At 34.4% G+C, this 12,953-nt stretch carries 8 protein-coding genes; 6 read left to right on the top strand and 2 right to left on the bottom strand.

Annotated features, from left to right (window positions below):
- The first annotated feature begins 123 nt into the window (after positions 1-123).
- A complete protein-coding gene (gene secA / locus CIPSTX3056_RS01985) occupies positions 124-2,838 on the top strand; it encodes a preprotein translocase subunit SecA (RefSeq protein WP_072666285.1) in 2,715 nt (904 codons plus the stop codon).
- Between the two features lie 1,017 nt (positions 2,839-3,855).
- Here the strand turns inward: secA and epmB are convergent.
- Positions 3,856-4,905 carry an EF-P beta-lysylation protein EpmB gene (gene epmB / locus CIPSTX3056_RS01990; protein WP_072666286.1) on the bottom strand — a complete coding sequence of 350 codons (1,050 nt, stop codon included), beginning with the start codon at positions 4,903-4,905 and terminating at the stop codon, positions 3,856-3,858.
- A 60-nt stretch (positions 4,906-4,965) separates the two neighbouring features.
- Here epmB and efp point away from each other — a divergent pair, with 60 nt between their 5' ends.
- From efp to nth, 3 genes are all read left to right on the top strand, one after another.
- Positions 4,966-5,532 (top strand): elongation factor P, encoded by a 567-nt coding sequence (gene efp / locus CIPSTX3056_RS01995; RefSeq protein WP_072666287.1) that lies wholly within the window; start codon positions 4,966-4,968, stop codon positions 5,530-5,532.
- Positions 5,533-6,354: 822 nt separating this feature from the next.
- Positions 6,355-6,996 carry an electron transport complex subunit E gene (locus CIPSTX3056_RS02000; RefSeq protein ID WP_072666288.1) on the top strand — a complete coding sequence of 214 codons (642 nt, stop codon included), beginning with the start codon at positions 6,355-6,357 and terminating at the stop codon, positions 6,994-6,996.
- Between the two features lie 57 nt (positions 6,997-7,053).
- Entirely contained in the window at positions 7,054-7,725 is a 672-nt protein-coding gene (nth, locus tag CIPSTX3056_RS02005) for an endonuclease III (protein WP_072666289.1), read from the top strand.
- Positions 7,726-8,173: 448 nt separating this feature from the next.
- On the opposite strand, the gene tpiA is transcribed toward nth, so the two are convergent.
- Positions 8,174-8,944, bottom strand: coding sequence for a triose-phosphate isomerase (gene tpiA, locus CIPSTX3056_RS02010; protein ID WP_072666290.1), 771 nt, complete (start codon positions 8,942-8,944; stop codon positions 8,174-8,176).
- Positions 8,945-10,120: 1,176 nt separating this feature from the next.
- Here tpiA and prfB point away from each other — a divergent pair.
- A complete protein-coding gene (prfB, locus tag CIPSTX3056_RS02015; protein ID WP_072666291.1) occupies positions 10,121-11,218 on the top strand; it encodes a peptide chain release factor 2 in 1,098 nt (365 codons plus the stop codon).
- A 12-nt stretch (positions 11,219-11,230) separates the two neighbouring features.
- The gene (gene lysS, locus CIPSTX3056_RS02020) at positions 11,231-12,754 is read left to right on the top strand and encodes a lysine--tRNA ligase (protein WP_072666292.1); all 1,524 of its coding nucleotides are present in this window, start codon (positions 11,231-11,233) and stop codon (positions 12,752-12,754) included.
- Positions 12,755-12,953 lie beyond the last annotated feature (199 nt).

Here is a 12,953-nt window from a genome sequence, read left to right on the forward strand (position 1 = left end):
TCAAAGTACTGGTATTTTCTTTTTACCGATCCTAAACTATATCTCCTTAATACGTATATCGATATATTACAAGCATATTTGGTACGTATTGTCTTTAGAAGACACCTTGAGAACTTATTCATTATGTTTAGCAAACTCTTAACAAAATTTTTTGGTAGTAGAAATGATCGCGCATTACGGCGCATGTATAAGATTGTGGATCGTATTAATCAAATAGAGCCAGATTTTATTAAGCTAAATGATAGGCAGCTAAGACAAAAAACAACTGAATTTCGTGCCAGGATTAAAGGTGGTGAAAGATTAGAGAATTTACTACCGGAGTCTTTCGCTACTGTGCGTGAAGCAAGTAAACGCGTTTGTGGTCTTCGGCATTTTGATGTTCAATTGCTTGGTGGCATAGTACTCAATAATCGCTGTATTGCTGAGATGAGAACCGGTGAAGGAAAGACATTGACAGCAACGCTACCTGCTTACTTAAACGCTCTATCCGGATATGGAGTGCATATAGTCACAGTAAATGACTACTTGGCGAAGCGGGATGCAGAAAACAATAGGCCAACATTTGAATTTCTTGGTCTTAGTGTAGGGATTAACCTACCGGGTATGCCTCATTCATCTAAATATGCAGCTTATGCAGCCGATATTACCTATGGAACTAATCATGAGTATGGGTTTGATTATTTACGTGACAATATGGTTTTCAGCGTAGAGGATCGAGTTCAACGAAAGTTGCATTATGCTCTTGTTGATGAAGTGGATTCAATTCTTATTGACGAGGCGCGAACCCCGCTGATTATTTCTGGACCCACTGAAGATAACTCTGACCTATATATCAAGATTAATGAAATTATCCCATATCTTGTTCGCCAGGAAAAAGAAGATTCTGAAAAATTCCAGGGGTCAGGTCATTTCTCAGTAGATGAGAAAGCTCGTCAGGTGCATCTGACCGAGCGTGGACTGGTAATTGTAGAGCAATTACTTGTTAAGAAAGGAATACTAACTGATGGAAGCTCGCTTTATTCACAAAGCAATATAATTATCATGCATCATGTTATTGCTGCTCTACGCGCCCATGCTTTATTTATTTGCAATGTCGACTATATTGTAAAAAATGGTGATGTGCTTATCGTAGATGAACATACCGGCCGCACTATGCAAGGACGTCGATGGTCAGATGGTTTACACCAGGCTATTGAGGCTAAAGAAGGCGTAGTTATTCATAATGAAAATCAAACATTAGCATCGATTACTTTCCAAAACTATTTTCGACTATATGAAAAATTAGCTGGAATGACTGGAACAGCTGATACTGAGGCTTTTGAGTTTCATGCTATTTATAATTTAGACACTATTGTTATACCAACTAATCGCCCGATGATCCGCCAAGATTTCCCTGATCTTGTTTACATGACTGAGAGAGAAAAAATTAAAGCGATTATTGACGATATTCATAAGCGAAAAGCTCATGGTCAGCCGGTCCTGGTAGGAACTATTTCTATTGAAAAATCCGAGATGGTCTCTCATGCATTAACTAGTGCTGGGATCCAACACACTGTACTAAATGCAAAATTTCACGCTCATGAAGCTGCAATCATATCACAAGCAGGCCAAATAGGGTCTGTAACCATTGCCACTAATATGGCTGGTCGCGGAACAGATATTTCACTTGGCGGAAAATGGCATACTGAACTTACTGCTCCTTTAGAGACAAATGATGAGCAGATTCAAAAAAGTAAAACAGAATGGAAAAAGCGCCATAATCTAGTGTTGGCATCAGGTGGTTTGCACATTATTGGAACAGAACGTCATGAATCCCGTAGAATCGATAATCAGCTCAGAGGTCGTTCAGGTCGTCAAGGCGACCCTGGGTCCTCTCGCTTCTATCTATCCATGGAAGATACACTGATGCGAATTTTTACTTCAGATCGTATGATTCGTGTGATGCGCAAGCTAGGGATGAAATCAGGTGAGGCAATTCAGCATCCATGGGTCACGCAAGCTATTGCTAATGCACAGCGTAAAGTAGAGAGTCGTCATTTTGAGATACGCAAACAGCTGCTAGAGTATGATGATGTGGCTAATGACCAAAGGCATGCCATCTACTCTCAACGTAATAAATTACTAGACTCATATGACATCTCAGATATTATCTCTAATATGCAGGAAGATGTTTATGCAACGATTATCGATCGTTATATTCCACGACAGTCCATGGAGGAAATCTGGGATATTTCTGGTCTACAGACACATCTTACAAAAAATTTTGAGCTCAACATTCCTATCTCTGAGTGGTTAGTTGAAATACCAGATATGGAGGATGAGGCGCTGCGTAAGCGTATAATAGATGCAGCAAAATCTCAATATCAGCAAAAAAGAGATCTAGTGAATTCTGAGATCATCTGTAACTTAGAAAAAAATGTAATATTACACAGTATAGATGCATTATGGACAGAGCATCTTTCTGCGATGGATTGCCTACGACAAGGAATTCATCTACGTGGTTACGCCCAAAAAGATCCTAAACAAGAATATAAAAGAGAATCTTTTATGATGTTTGCTCAAATGCTAGAATTACTTAAATATGAAGCTATTAAAACTCTTAATAAAGTTGATAAACTATGTATTCTACAAGAATATGGTAAGAAAGACACTCGATTACATATAAAAAAGACATTAAAGGTTGTACCAGAGCAACAGTGTGTTCATGAAGTAAACGTCGAAACTGAAGTAGAAAAGTCTCTCTCTACAAAGCATCCTGGATACATTATTGGCCGTAATGACTCTTGTCCATGCGGTTCAGAAAAAAAATATAAAAAGTGCTGTGGCTATATAGTATAAATCGTTTTTAGTTAATTTAGTTAAATATGCAACATATGGTTATTTCATAAAGATGTTTTCTATTTATTCACCTATTAATGTGTTGACGGCTGACTGGGTAACGAATCTATATCTAGTTAACTTTTAGTTTATCTTAGAGCGCTATCATAACTGCTTAATGAGTCTGTATTGCATATTTCAATACATTTAGTAGGATTTAGTATGGCAAAACAGTAGTTTTTAGCGATTGAAGGTAATTTACCCAACCTTTTAAACCAATGATTGTCCATTACAACTATCGCAAAAACAATCTATCGTATGATCTAATTGTATACCATATAATCTAATAATTAATCTTTAACAAAATATTTCATTTTAAAGATCACATGCGCATCTGAGATATAATTTTCTTATGTTGTGTGCTGATATTTATATAAAATTTATATTTGATTTGCTATTAAAAGTTTTACAGTTTACATGGTTTTTATAGGGGTAAAAGCTTTATATATCAGCGATAGCTGATTCTATCTAGAACGTGATTGTTCGTATCATATGTTTAATTTTGAGCGATTTGGAATAGTAAATATCTTAGATAAAAGATAACATATCAATAAATGAATCTTAAAATACATACACTTAAGTGTATAAATGTTCTTTTATGTTGTTTGATATAACAATATCAATAGCACAATCCATATCCAAGTACTAGTTAAGATTATTAATTAACTTATATGTTAACGCATATAACACCTATAAATACATTTATTAAAAATAAACCCTTGATTTTTCGTCAAGCCGATACTATCGTGAGATTGTTCATATAAAATATTCAATTGATATATAGGTAATAGATATGTAGGTAATAGAGACTATATGATATAGAGTATAACCATTCTTCTTCGAAGCATTTAAGATAAAATAGTCACAAGACATTGCAGTGGTCAGTATTAATGTAATTTATACTGACTACTGCAATGTTATTCTTGAGATATTAATAAAATCTTCATCTTGATGATTAGTGTATAGTAACTCTTCTTATTAAACATTTATTTGTATTTTTTCTTGATGCATATTTAAATCTATCGGTGTTTTGCTTAATTCTCCAGGAATTTCTCGGACTAATTTTGGAACCATATAGCCTGAAACTTTCGTGATGAAATCGCGAAAGATTATACGCGCACGATCATCGCTAACATAAAAATGCGCTGATCCATGCACCTTATCTAGAAGATGTAAATAATAAGGGAGAATGCCAGCATCAAATAACGCATTGCTTAACGCTGCAAGTGTAACTGCATTATCGTTAATATCATGCAACAAAACGCTTTGATTGAGAAAAGTAACACCCGAACGTGTTAACAGCCAAATACCATGACAAAGCTCATCGTTAATCTCCTGACTGTGATTGATATGAGTAACTATTAATACTTTTAATCGTGACCGCTTTATACGCTCGCACAATGCTGTAGTAATGCGTTGTGGGATAACAACTAGAAGACGAGTATGTATTCGTATACGTTTCAAATGCGGAACCTGTTCAAGTTGTGTAAACAGCCAGCTTAGTTCAGCATCTGTTGCTATCAATGGATCACCTCCAGACAAAATGATCTCATCTAGATTATTTTGTCTGTGAATATACTGTAAGGCTTTTTGCCAGTTAACTTTATTCCCCTTGTGATCTTTGTAAGGAAAATAACGCCGAAAGCAATAACGACAATGCACCGCGCAGCGACCTTTTACTAAAAACAATGCCCGATTATGATATTTATGCAATATGCCAGAGCATACATTATAGCTGCTCTCGCTTAATGGATCGATATTGTAGCCTAATGCACTAATCAATTCGTTTTGTGAGGTAGCAACCTGCAAAAATAAAGGATCCTGAGGATCTCCTTTCTGCATTCTCGCAACAAAAGAGCGAGGCACTCGTAGAGAAAAATGATCTCTTACAGTGTGTTGTGCTATGAGATCAGGATGCTGCGACAATCCTAATAATGCTAACAACTCATTAAAATCCGTAATGACGTTAGCAAGTTGCGATATCCAATCTTCTTTAATAGAAGTCTGAGTAGTTAAGAAAGGTTTCATATGTTTAATGCATTCAAATCATTGAACTTAGTCCCAAAAATAAATTATAGAGGACCGATTATGCCAGCGTATTCTATTAATAATTTTCGATCTGGCTTGAAAATTATATTTGACGGTGAACCCTGTGCGATCGAATCTAGCGAATTTGTCAAACCAGGCAAAGGGCAAGCTTTTGCACGAATTAAAATGCGCCGGCTATTAACAGGAGGTCGGCTAGAAAAAACATTTAAAGCCACAGAGACAGTCCAGAGCGCAGATGTACAAGATACAAACTTAAATTATTTGTATAATGATGATGTCTTTTTTTATTTTATAGATCCACAAAGCTTTGAACAACATTGTATTGAAGCAAATGTTGTAGGTAATACAGCTAAATGGTTATTTCGTAACGCTGAATGTGTTGTAACTCTATGGAATAACAGACCTATACAAGTTTTACCACCAAATTTTGTAGAACTGGCAATTATTGATACTAACCCAGGTTTAAAAGGTGATACTACCGGTACAAGTACTAAATCTGCTATTCTTTCTAGTGGTTCTATAGTAAAAGTGCCACTATTTATCAAAATTGGGGAAGTTGTTAAAATAGATACTCGGTCAGGTGAATATGTTGCACGCGTAAAATAGGATTGCATCTTAATACTATTAGAAATAGTATTATAGCTTGTTAAGTATCAATATTAGTGCGGTTTGCCTGTTAGAAGATAAAAGCAACTAACTGTGTTGTTGTAACTATTTAGTAATGTTAACTATTCAGTGGAGTAGAAAAAGCACTAATTGAATGCTCATGAAATATATATAATATTTTAGTTTAAAACTAAGGAATTTTCACTAGATATGATCTATGTAGATAAAGAACTTACTTACATATAAAAATGTATCTTATATTAACATACGGTCTATAAAAAATCAAAAAATTATGCGACTTATCTCTGTTGAGAGCACTATCATGTAATGAATTTTTAATTTAACATTCTTAGCCGGATACATGCTAAAACTACACGATGTAATTAGATAATTCACTCTAAATAAATATAGTAAAACCGTGATCTCTAAAGGATTCTGCATAGCTTCAGTAATATGTATCTGCAGAAGATTTATGATCCTTTCATCTGCTTTGTGTTCTAAAAATTAATAGCATTATTACATATCCCATAAGGCATCTACATATAACTTTATGCATTATATTTTTATACTTCTCTTACTCAACAACCATATTGATTTTGTATCAGTCTCAGTGCTGTTCTGTAGAAGCTCAAAAATGCGAAGTATATGAGTTTCTTTTTTATAAAACTTACTAATATCTTATTTTACAGTGTTAGGATAAGACCTACTAGAATGATAAGATAATTATCTTATTACTATAGTGGATAGCGTCATGCGCATAATTCTTCGATTTGTTAAATATCAGTGGCATATTCTATAGATACACCTTTATTGGAGTTCATCATGAATAAAGCGAATGACATTATAACGGCAGGACTATGGAAAAATAACTCCGCAGTAGTTCAGTTATTAGGGTTGTGCCCATTACTAGCAGTTACTTCTAACGCTACTAATGCGCTTGGTCTTGGTGTAGCGACTACAATAGTATTATTTTTTACTAATAGCGCTATCTCTATATCACGACATTGGATTCCTTATGAAATTCGCATTCCAATTTATGTAATCATTATTGCAGCGGTAGTGAGCTGTATGGATATGCTAATAAATGCTTACGCTTACGATTTATATCAATCATTAGGTATTTTTATTCCGCTAATTGTAACTAACTGCATAGTAGTTGGTCGCGCAGAAGTTGTAGCATCAAAAAATAATGTTTTTTTATCAGCATTAGATGGGATAGTGATTGGTCTCGGTGCTACTAGTGTTATGCTATTCTTAGGGTCAATACGAGAAATTATTGGTAATGGAACTATATTTGATGGCGCAGACCACTTATTGGGTTTATGGGCTAAATCAATAAAAGTAGAGGTCATACATTTTGACTGGCCTCTGTTGTTAGCAATTTTACCGCCCGGTGCCTTTATTAGTTTAGGACTAATTTTAGCCTTAAAATATCTCATTGATCAAAAATTTAACGCATCATAGAAACATTTAAGATAGTCAGATCTCTTGTTTTTATGTGACAGTATATAGAGGTGTCACTTGAATAATGCAAAACGTAAAAAAATTCTAATGCGACTGAAGCAAAATACACTAAAACCTGTAACGGAATTAAATTATTCTTCTCATTTCGAACTACTCATTGCTACGGTGCTTTCTGCACAAACTACTGACATTAGCGTTAACAAAATTACTGAGAAGTTATATCCGGTTGCAAATACTGCTTCAGCAATTTTAGAACTTGATACAGATGGATTACAGCAGTACATCAAAACCATCGGCCTGTGGAAGACTAAGGCTAGGAATATTATCAATCTCTGTCGTATCTTGGTGAAATGTTATGATGGAAGCATACCGAATAACAGGGAGGCGCTCGAAGCTTTACCTGGCGTTGGTCGAAAAACTGCTAATGTAGTTCTAAATATCGCCTTTCATCTGCCAACGATTGCTGTTGACAGGCATGTTTTTCGTGTCTGCAATCGAACTAATTTTTCGATAGGTCGAAATGTTCAGGAAGTAGAACAGAATCTGTTAAAATTTGTACCCAAAAAATTTCAAATACATTGCCATCATTGGTTTATTTTTCATGGTCGTTATACATGCTTAGCGCGTAAACCAAAATGTTTTATATGTAACATCAAAGATTTATGTGAGTTTGAAGGAAAAATTGATATCTCAATTCCACACGAAAGATTAGATTCTGGATCTAACTAGTTGTAGCCCTGAACTATGATGTTATACGTTTCTCAAAATAATGCATATAGTCAAGACTATCTATTGATTGTTGCTCTCAGTAATGTGTCTATTCGAGAATAATTAAAATCATAAAAATAACTATAATCAAGTACAATCTCCATAAAAGATGTTCTTGCAGAGTACTTCACATGATATGGATACGTATTACTAGAGATGTTTTGGGGACATCTATAAAAATCTTCAGATTACAAGAAAGCATATGGATTTTTAGACTGCTACATCTGAGTTTAAAAGGTTTTAAAACTTATTATATAAATACGCACATACATGTTACTTTGCTTAGAAATTAAGAATAACAAATAATCTTAAGGTTATCAATATTACATCAATCAAGGTTAGTCGATCATAGATTATAAAATAAAATATATGACAGATGATGTTGATATTTCTGACTTCGAGATATCGGTTAGACCCGATGCTTTTTTACAGACGCTAACTTAATAATTTCCATAAAAGAATCAGGTATTAGAGAAGCGCTACCCACTAAAGCGCCATCCACATCGGGCTGAAAAAATATTTTATCTGCATTATGTTTAGTTACAGACCCGCCATACAACAAAGCTAGCTGATCAGCTACTGCAGAATCTTTCTGCGCAATATGATCACGAATAAATTCATGCATTTCTTGAATTTGATCAGGGGTAGCGGCGCATCCTGTGCCAATAGCCCAAATTGGTTCGTACGCAATAACTGTATTCTCAAATGCTTGTGAACCCTGTAGTTGAAGAATAACATCAATTTGACGAGCGCATATTGTTTTAGCTTTACCTGCCATTTTTTCAGCTGCTGTTTCACCAATACATAGTATTGGAATAAGCCCTGTATTTTTTAATATAAAAAATTTTTTAGCAATAACCTGATCATCTTCTAAATGTAAGATCCGACGCTCAGAATGACCAATGATGACATATTGAGCGCCAATATCTTTTAGCATACCAGCAGATATTTCACCAGTGAAGGCACCTGAGAGATTACTATCAACATTTTGCGCTCCAAGCAGTAATTTACTATTACGCATCGCTTTTTTAGCCTGATCAAGATACACCATTGGCGGTGCAATAGCTACTTTACAGTCTGCTACCCCATGAAGCTCACGACATAAATCAACAATGAATTTATCTATAAATTTCTTGCTTCCATTAAGTTTCCAGTTGCCTATAACAAATGGATGACGCATGTTATTTATTCTCCATGATAAAATTTATGGCCATGAGCAAAGTCAATAATATTTTTCGAAAAAAATATTTTATCTCTATCTCGGGATAGAGATCACTGTTTGTATCAATATGTACATCAGTATCAATAATTTGTGCTTATTATATATAGGAATCATATAACATTATAGCATAATGCTTGTATTAAAAAATATGTGTTTGTAGATAAGCTTACTAATAGTGTAACTGACGATATCAGAATATGCTCTTGAATAAGAGGACATGATAACATTATAACTACTCGTTGATAAACTAGTGGTATAGTAATGCATGTTATCCCAACTTTTTTTCAAATTAGATGCTTCTTTGAAAGTATCTTTATTTTATAAATATCCCTGTATATAGAATCAGTTACAATATTATTGTAGATATATATTATTATAGATATATATTGTAAACACATGAGTTTTTTCAGTATCTTTATGATTAATATAAATATGCACATATTGTGTCAATATCTTGCGGTGAACTGATCAGTGCACGATGAGTTTTATCACAAAGCGTATTTTAATAATTTTACATATGCAATAGACTACAACTAGTAATGAAATGAAATATAGATACGTTTATAAAGATTTTATTATTTAGCTCTAACTATTTAGAGCTTTTTAATATAGCACTGATTAACAGAAAGAGCAAAAAGATGATTTTTAGGACGCCCCTTATCGATGACCAATCATTTATTATTTTCAATCACAACCTAAATACTACATCTAGTGGTTTTAATTTTTAAAATTTTCCTTGCAGGAAAAATAACTGCTATAACACATATAATAAAAATTATATTATGTTTATTATTCAATCATTGAGTAATTACTATATTAATATATCATCGTCTATGATACTAGAATTTGCCTTGGTTATTACTCATGATATTATAGATGCTAATCTATCTAAGTTACTGGTAGACATAGACCTACTATATCTAACGAGACTATTAGCTATTAATATTGTTAATAGTAACATGCTCTTTGTAGGGATTTTTTAATAGATTCTATACATAGATACATCAATCACATGAGTAATTTCAATTACCATAAGTGTAATACTTATATGTATATTTTAAATATTATGCATACTTTTATCAAAGAATGGCATAATATTTAGAAATATTTACTTCTCTATAAGATTTTAATATTATGTTTGATATCAATCTCATTAATAACCGCATTCAGGACATTATTCAGCGTTACACTGTACTAAAAAATATCTTGTGTTATAACGTAAAAATAGAACGCCTTCAAGAGATACAGGTAGAATTAGAGAAATCGAGTATCTGGAGTACACCTAATCGCGCTCAAGCGCTTAGTAAAGAGCGCTCTACATTAGAAGCAATTGTTAGATCACTACATAATACGCAAAAAGAATTAGAAGAACTTTCTAGCTTATGCGCATTAGCAATAGAGATTGGTGATCAAACAATTGATGAGGAAATTCTAGTTGAGCTCCGGACTTTAGAAAAAAAACTGAATGAGCTAGAATTTCAAAAAATGTTTCAAGGAGAACATGTTCATTCTGATTGCTATATGGATATTCAAGCTGGATCTGGAGGCACTGAGGCTCAAGATTGGGCTAGAATGTTACTGCGTATGTACTTGCGCTGGGCTGAGATGAAAGGTTTTCAAACTAAAGTAATAGAAGAATCTTATGGTGATGTTGCTGGTACTAAATCTGCAACAATTAAGATTAGCGGGAGTTACGCATATGGATGGTGTCGAACTGAAACTGGTATTCATCGACTAGTTCGAAAAAGCCCTTTTGACTCCGGCGGACGACGTCACACATCATTTAGCTCTGTATTTATTTATCCAGAAGTTGACGACAAGATTGATCTAATAATTAATCCTGCAGATTTACGCATAGATGTATACCGTGCTTCTGGTGCGGGTGGTCAGCATGTTAACAAAACTGAATCAGCAGTTCGAATCACTCATTTACCAACTAATCTTGTTGTACAATGTCAAAGTGATCGTTCACAGCATAAAAACAAAGATCAAGCATTGCAGCAGTTACGAGCTAAACTATATGAATACACAATGCAACAGAAAATAGTAGATCAGAAAACTATGGAAGAAAACAAATCGAACATTACTTGGGGTAGCCAAATTCGTTCCTACGTTCTAGATGATTCACGCATCAAAGACCTACGTACTAGCATGGAAACACGAAATATTCAGGAGGTGCTAGATGGTCATATTGATTGTTTTATTAAGGCCAGTTTAAAAGCGGGTTTATAATTAGGAGATCACATGCTACAGAGAGAGCCACACACTGGTAAAACCGAGCTGGATAAAAATCAAGAAATACAAAAACGGCGAATAAAGCTAGATACTATACGTACAGAAGGTCAGGCATTTCCTAATAACTTTCGCCGAAAACATGTCTCTGAAGAACTTCATAGACAATACGATCACATGGATATAGAAGAATTAAAATCACTGCATTTAATTGTAACAGTAGCCGGTCGCATCATAACACGACGTGTCATGGGAAAGGCTTCTTTTATGACATTACAAGATTCAGGTGGTCGCATTCAGCTATATATTTCTCATAATATCTTGTCAGGAGAGCCTGACCAGGAAAACTTTAAAAAGTGGGATCTAGGCGATATTATTGGTGCTGAAGGCAAATTATTTAAAACGCAAACTCGCGAGCTTTCAATTCATTGTAGTAAGCTACGTCTTTTAACTAAATCTTTGCGTCCATTACCAGATAAATTTCATGGCTTGGTTGATCAAGAGATTCGTTATAGGCAACGCTATCTAGATCTGATTACTAATCCAGCCTCGCGAAAAATCTTTCAAATTCGCTCACAACTGATAGCTAGTATCAGACAATTTATGGTAGAGCGTAATTTTTTAGAAGTAGAAACTCCAATGATGCAAGTCATCCCAGGAGGAGCGTCTGCTCGTCCTTTTATTACTCACCATAATGCTTTCAATATTGACATGTATCTACGCATTTCACCAGAACTATATCTTAAGCGCCTGCTAGTAGGAGGATGTGAACGTATCTTTGAAATTAATAGAAATTTTCGCAATGAAGGTGTCTCCTCACGACATAACCCAGAGTTTACTATGATGGAGATATACGTGGCATACAGTGACTATAAAGACTTAATGAAATTCATTCACACTCTATTTTATACGCTAGCAAAGGACATTTTAGGCGATACTATTGTACCATATGGTAAGTATCGTTTTAATTTTGAAGAACCTTTTGAAGAAATTACCATGAAAGAAGCAATCGTAAGACATCATCCAAAAATTAGTATTCCAATACTGAACGATTTTAATGCGTCATTAAAGATTGCTAATGCTCTTAATATTCATATTGAGAGAAATTGGGGACTGGGTCGTATAGTAACGGAAATCTTTGAAAGAACAGTGGCGGAGTCTCTAATCCAACCTACTTTTATTACAGGATACCCAGCAGAAGTATCGCCATTAGCACGTCGTAATGATATTCATCCAGATATAACTGACCGTTTTGAATTTTTTATCTGTGGTCGTGAAATTGGAAATGGTTTTTCAGAGCTAAATGATCCAGAGGATCAAGAAAAACGTTTTCTGATGCAAGCTCATGCGAAAAACATGCTGGGTGATCATGAAGCAATGTTCTATGATGAGGATTATATTACTGCGTTAGAGTATGGATTACCTCCATGTGCTGGGTTGGGGCTTGGGATTGACCGTATAGTGATGCTATTTACGAACAGCCAATCTATTCGTGATGTCATCTTATTTCCACTGCTTCGTCCACATAGTAGATGAAGTATAGATCGCAAGATATTATAATACACATCTGTTCTTTCTTAACTTAGTAAGATTTAATAAGATACTTTTTATCTATCAAACCTGATTCATTCTATAGGATTCTATCCTAAGGCTTCTCAATATTAATGGAAAACCTTCAATCACTGATTAAACAGAAAGACGATTTTTATGTAAAATTAATCTAAATGTATAACGT

The sequence above is a fragment of the Candidatus Erwinia haradaeae genome, assembly GCF_900698965.1.
Lineage (GTDB): Bacteria > Pseudomonadota > Gammaproteobacteria > Enterobacterales > Enterobacteriaceae > Erwinia_E > Erwinia_E haradaeae_A.

Bases quoted from the DNA above. Each gene is read 5' to 3' on its own strand.
- tpiA (WP_072666290.1), bottom strand. From the start codon at position 8,944: ATGCGTCATCCATTTGTTATAGGCAACTGGAAACTTAATGGAAGCAAG.
- epmB (WP_072666286.1), bottom strand. From the start codon at position 4,905: ATGAAACCTTTCTTAACTACTCAGACTTCTATTAAAGAAGATTGGATA.
- CIPSTX3056_RS02000 (WP_072666288.1), top strand. From the start codon at position 6,355: ATGAATAAAGCGAATGACATTATAACGGCAGGACTATGGAAAAATAAC.
- efp (WP_072666287.1), top strand. From the start codon at position 4,966: ATGCCAGCGTATTCTATTAATAATTTTCGATCTGGCTTGAAAATTATA.
- prfB (WP_072666291.1), top strand. From the start codon at position 10,121: ATGTTTGATATCAATCTCATTAATAACCGCATTCAGGACATTATTCAG.
- secA (WP_072666285.1), top strand. From the start codon at position 124: ATGTTTAGCAAACTCTTAACAAAATTTTTTGGTAGTAGAAATGATCGC.
- lysS (WP_072666292.1), top strand. From the start codon at position 11,231: ATGCTACAGAGAGAGCCACACACTGGTAAAACCGAGCTGGATAAAAAT.